The organism is Pseudoalteromonas prydzensis (assembly GCF_011050055.1).
Taxonomy (GTDB): Bacteria; Pseudomonadota; Gammaproteobacteria; order Enterobacterales; family Alteromonadaceae; genus Pseudoalteromonas; species Pseudoalteromonas prydzensis_A.
In genome coordinates, this window is record NZ_DRGM01000161.1 from 1 (window position 1) to 3205 (window position 3205).

The 3205-nt window shown below is 41.7% G+C and carries 3 protein-coding genes; 1 reads left to right on the forward strand and 2 read right to left on the reverse strand.

Features of this window, described 5'->3' with window-relative positions:
• On the reverse strand, positions 1 to 723 hold a 723-nt coding region (locus tag ENH88_RS15170; protein WP_304183432.1), incomplete at its 3' end, for a CNNM domain-containing protein.
• Between the two features lie 61 nt (positions 724 to 784).
• Complete coding sequence (locus ENH88_RS15175) at positions 785 to 1591, reverse strand: cytochrome C assembly family protein (protein WP_304183433.1); 807 nt, start codon at positions 1589 to 1591, stop codon at positions 785 to 787.
• A 273-nt stretch (positions 1592 to 1864) separates the two neighbouring features.
• On the opposite strand from ENH88_RS15175, the gene ffh reads away from it, so the two are divergent.
• The coding region (gene ffh / locus ENH88_RS15180; RefSeq protein WP_304183435.1) for a signal recognition particle protein at positions 1865 to 3205 on the forward strand (1341 nt) is incomplete at its 3' end.

Here is a 3205-nt window from a genome sequence, read left to right on the forward strand (position 1 = left end):
GTATAGCAGTACACGTGTATGCTGTGCGTGGGTAAGTTGTTTACTGATCAGCTTCCAGTCATCATTAATATCAATCGCCACGATTTCGTTACGCGGGATCATAATATCCTCAACAGTGACTTGCTCTAAATCTAAAATAGAGGTCAACATACTTTGGTGACGTGCGGGGAGTAGCGCACCAGATTCATTCAGCACCGTTTTTAATTCTTCTTTACTCATGCTGTGCTCCTCTATTTGTGCGGCACTAATACCAAATAACCGTAATATACCGTTGGTCATCCAGTTAACAATGACTACAAATGGAAAGAGAATTTTTAGTAATCCTTTGAGTATCACTGAACTTGGAAAGGCGACTCGCTCAGGGTAAAGGGCGGCTAAGGTTTTTGGCGTTACTTCAGCAAAAATTAATACCACTAGGGTTAATACACCCGTAGCAATGGCGATACCTAAATCACCATATAGGCGAATACCTATAATGGTCGCAACCTGCGCTGCGGCAATGTTTACTAAGTTATTACCGATTAGGATAAGGCCTATCAGTCTATCAGGACGGCTCAACAGTTTGTTGACACGCTTTGCTGCGCGATGGTTTTCTTTAGCAAGGTGACGTAAGCGGATTCTGTTAATTGACATAATGCCTGTTTCAGAACCAGAAAAATATGCAGAACAAAGTATGAGTATTCCAAGTATTATAAACAAAACACTTGTAGAGATGTCGTTCAAAGAAGGATCCTTTTTTATTTAACCAATGCGTATTAAGCGGGAGTGAGCTGTCTGAGTCAAGTTAAAACTTATTCAGGATCACCTCTTGCACAAAGCGGCTGCCAAAATAAGCCAACGTTAAAACAAAAGCCGCGGCCATAATGGCTAATACCACTGGTTTACCACGCCATCCTTGTTTTAAGTGACCTACAGTCACCGTTGTAAACATAGCCCACGCAATTAATGATAAAACGGTTTTATGAATAAATTCTGTTGCAAACATGCCGTCAAGGAAAACAAACCCAGATAACAGCGCCATCGTTAATAAAACGGTGCCTAACGTTAATAAATGATAAAGCTGACGCTCAACCACCATTAAAGGGGGAAGGTGGCTGTGCACTATAGCTAAGTCTTTGCGTTTTAAGCGTTTGTCGATAAAGTAAAATTGCACGCCGTACAAGGTCGCAATAATCAATACGCAGTAGGCAAGTAATGACAGTGAAATATGGGTTACTAACCCGATTTCAACATCAATACTTTGCAATAAAATATGATGTGGAATGAATAAACTGGCAATAGTAAGTAATGCCGCAAAGCCATACACCACCGGCAGGAGTAATGTAGCAGGAAACTTTAATGACACAGTAGTGACCGATACCACAATCACCCAGCAGGTTAACAGTGATACATTAACAATACTTAAATCTTGGCCATCGGCGCGAAACACCGAATTCACTAGTAACAACATGTGCGCTAAAATCGCCACGGTGCTGAGAATAATCGTCAACTTTTGGCTCGGACCTTGTTGATGAAATAACCGAGACAGCACGTGAGACGTCGCTAAGATATAAAATAAACTGGCAATAATAGTTAAACTAATAATCAGCATAGTGCTTGGGCCACTCAATTTGAGTCAAATATTCCTTGTTAGAGTAAGGGCATTGTATTTTATAGCAAGGCAAATGCATAGAGTTTGTAAAAAGAAACTCAAACAGCGCACTTGAACACTGTATTGTGCGCCACCATTTACGGTATACTGTTTTTAATTAAAATTTTAATAATACTGATTATATGAAATCAGCGCTATTAATAGTAAGTGCTAAACTTGCGGTAATAACGTTGTTTGGGAAATTGGTATATCACGTTTGATCGGAACCTTTACATGTTTGAGAACCTCCAAGAACGATTAGGTAAAACCTTAAAAAATATTAGCGGCCGTGGGCGCCTCACTGAAGACAATATAAAAGACACGCTGCGCGAAGTGCGTATGGCTTTTTTAGAAGCCGACGTTGCTTTACCTGTTGTTCGTGAGTTTGTTAAACAAGTTAAAGAGCGCGCAGTCGGTATTGAAGTAACTAAAAGCCTAAGCCCAGGCCAAGTGTTCATAAAAATCGTTCGCGAAGAACTAGAAAAAGCCATGGGTGAAGCAAACGAAGAGCTGAGCCTAAACGCGCAACCGCCAGCCGTGGTGATGATGGCGGGTCTACAAGGTGCGGGTAAAACCACCAGCGTGGCTAAACTTGCTAAATTCTTAAAAGAACGCAAAAAGAAATCAGTGTTAGTGGTCAGTGCCGACGTTTATCGCCCAGCGGCGATTAAACAGTTAGAAACGTTGGCCAATGAAGTAGGGGTTGAGTTTTTCCCAAGTGATATTTCGCAAAAACCTGTCGATATAGCAACAGCCGCAATTTCGCATGCGAAAAAGAAATTTATCGACGTTGTATTAGTTGATACCGCGGGTCGTTTACATGTTGATAATGACATGATGGACGAAATTAAGAACTTGCATCATGCAATCAACCCAATCGAAACCTTATTTGTAGTAGATGCAATGACAGGTCAAGATGCCGCTAATACCGCCAAAGCATTCGATGAAGCATTACCTCTGACCGGTGTGATACTAACCAAGACCGATGGTGATGCGCGCGGTGGTGCTGCACTGTCGATCCGTCATATCACTGGTAAACCTATTAAGTTTATGGGGGTGGGCGAGCGTACTGATGCGCTAGAGCCTTTCCATCCAGATCGTATCGCGTCGCGCATACTTGGCATGGGTGATGTACTTTCATTGATCGAAGAAGTCGAAATGAAAGTCGATAAAGAGCAAGCTGCCAAAGTTGCTGAAAAAGTATTTAAAGGAGATGGCTTTACCCTAGATGATTTTGCTGATCAGCTAAAGCAAATGAAAAGCATGGGCGGCATGATGTCGATGCTTGATAAATTGCCGGGTATGGCAAACTTACCTGATGCAGTAAAAGGGCAAATGGGCGATAAAACTTTTATCCAAATGGAAGCGATCATCAGTTCAATGACCAAAAAAGAACGTGCGCGTCCAGAGATCATTAAAGGCTCGCGTAAAAAACGTATTGCAGCAGGTTCCGGTACTCAAGTACAAGAGATCAATAAATTGCTAAAACAGTTTACGCAAATGCAAAAGATGATGAAAAAAATGAAAGGCAAGGGCGGCATGATGAAAATGATGCGCGGTATGAAAGGTATGTTA

Bases quoted from the DNA above. Each gene is read 5' to 3' on its own strand.
- ENH88_RS15175 (WP_304183433.1), bottom strand. From the start codon at position 1,591: ATGCTGATTATTAGTTTAACTATTATTGCCAGTTTATTTTATATCTTA.